The 2,207-nt window shown below is 71.6% G+C and carries 1 protein-coding gene; it reads left to right on the top strand.

The genetic code is table 11. The features are described from left to right. Positions 1-174: 174 nt before the first annotated feature. Positions 175-2,207 (top strand): polyketide synthase dehydratase domain-containing protein (locus tag ACFVST_RS29260; RefSeq protein WP_390156621.1); only part of this gene is annotated, 2,033 nt, incomplete at its 3' end.

Genomic DNA, 2,207 nt, shown 5'->3' with positions numbered 1-2,207 from the left:
TCGTCGATGGTGCGGGAGGGTGTGGAGGGGGAGTGGCCGGGTGTGGGTGTGGTGGCGTTGCAGCGTAAGGATCGTGGTGAGGTTGAGGGGTTTGTCGCGGGGATGGCTGAGGCGTGGGCGCATGGCTTGGATGTGGACTGGGCCAAGGCTCTGCCTGGCGGGCGCAGGGTGGCGTTGCCGACGTATGCCTTTCAGCATGAGCACTACTGGCAGGAGGACGTCCGGACGAGCACGGACAGCCCCGATACCTGGGGCCTGGCCGGGACCGGTCACCCCGTACTGGGCGCCGCAGTGCACCTGGCGGACGAGGAAGGTGTCCTCCTGTCGGGAACCCTGTCGACGCGTACGTGCCCCTGGCTCGCCGACCACAAGGTGGGCGGCACCATCCTGCTGCCGGGCACGGCCTTCGTGGAGCTGGCGATCCGCGCCGGGGATGAGGTCGGCTGCGGCCACGTGGACGAACTGACCCTGGAATCCCCCCTGGTGATCCCCGAGGGACCTGGCGGATCCGGCGGGTCCGTGACGGTGCAGGTGCGCGTCGGCGCCCCGGGGAACGACGGGCGACGCACCCTCTCCGTCTCCTCCCAGACGGAGGCGCGCGGCGAGTGGACGCGCCACGCCGACGGAGTCCTCAGCCCTGACACGTCGGAGGGCACGTTCGAATTCCGCACCTGGCCGCCCGAGAACGCCGAAACGATCGAACTCACCGACTTCTACGGGCAGCTCACCGAGGCGGGCTACGGCTACGGTCCCGCATTCCAGGGTCTGACGGCCGCCTGGCACAAGGACGGTCACCTCTACGCCGAGGTGCGGCTCGCCGACGACGCCTCCGCGGACGCGGAGGGCTATGGCATTCACCCGGCGCTGCTCGATGCCACCCTCCACGCCGGACTCGTCTCCAGCGACCTGCGCGAGGGGGTGCGGTTGCCCTTCATCTGGAGTGGCGTGAGCCTCTTCGCCGCGGGCGCCTCGGCCGTGCGGGTCCAGCTTTCCCCGCAAGGAACGGACGCCCTCAGCCTGCGTATCGCCGATCTTTCGGGTCGGCCGATCGCCGCGGTCGATCGCCTCCTCACCCGCCCCGCGATCGCCCAGCACCTCAAGCGCGCCGCCCTTGCCGCGCGGCAGGACGCGCTGTTCCGGCTCGGCTGGACCCCGGCGACGGCCGGAGAGCCGGTCGCCGAGGACGATTGGACGCTCCTGGACGCCAGCAGCCCCGTCCCCGGTGCAGGGAAGCTCGCCGGGAAGCCGTTCGCGGTGCTCGTCCTGGACCCCACCGGTGGTGCCGAGCTCAAGGAGGGCGTACGCACGGTCGCCGCCCAGGTCCTGGGCGCGGTGCAGTCCTGGCTGTCCGATGATGGGAACGCTGATTCCCGGCTCGTGCTGGTCACCCGGAACGCATTCACCGCGCTGCCCCAGGACGCGGCGCCGGATCCCGTGCACGGCGCGCTATGGGGCCTCGTCCGGTCGGCGCAGACCGAGAACCCCGACCGGTTCGTCCTCCTCGACGTCGACGCGGACACCGACCTGGCGCGGATACTGCCGCAGGCCCTCGGCACCGGCGAACCGGAGCTGGCCGCGCGCGCCGGGGAACTCCTCACCCCCCACGTCGCCGCGCTCACCGAGGGTGGAGCTCTCGTCCCACCCGCCGAGCCGCATTGGCGCGTGGACGTCTCGGCTCCCGGCACGCTCGACAACCTCGCTCTCCAACCGGCCCCGGAGAAGGCCGCCCCGCTCGCGCCCCACGAGATCCGCGTCTCTGTCCGGGCGAGCGGGCTCAACTTCCGCGACGTCCTGCTGGCGCTCGACATGTATCCCGAGCGCACCGACATGGGTGGCGAGGCCGCGGGCGTGGTCACCGAGGTGGGCACGGGCGTGACGTCCCTCGCGCCCGGCGACCGCGTCACCGGCGTGGTGCCCAGTTCGCTGGGCACCACCGTGATCACGGACGTACGCGCTATGGTCCGCGTCCCCGACGACATGACGTTCGTGCAGGCGGCGGCCATCCCGGTCGCGTACCTGACCGCGTACTACGGGTTGGTGGATGTGGCCGGGCTGGGTGCGGGGGAGTCGGTGCTGGTGCATTCGGCTGCTGGTGGTGTGGGGATGGCGGCCGTGCAGGTGGCGCGGTGGCGGGGTGCGGAGGTCTTTGGGACGGCCAGTGAGGGGAAGTGGGACGCGTTGCGCGCGTCGGGGTTTGACGAGGCGCA

Source organism: Streptomyces sp. NPDC058045, assembly GCF_042885635.1.
GTDB lineage: Bacteria > Actinomycetota > Actinomycetes > Streptomycetales > Streptomycetaceae > Streptomyces.
Note: the sequence above shows the minus strand (reverse complement) of the source record. Positions and strands in the feature narration are given on the sequence as shown.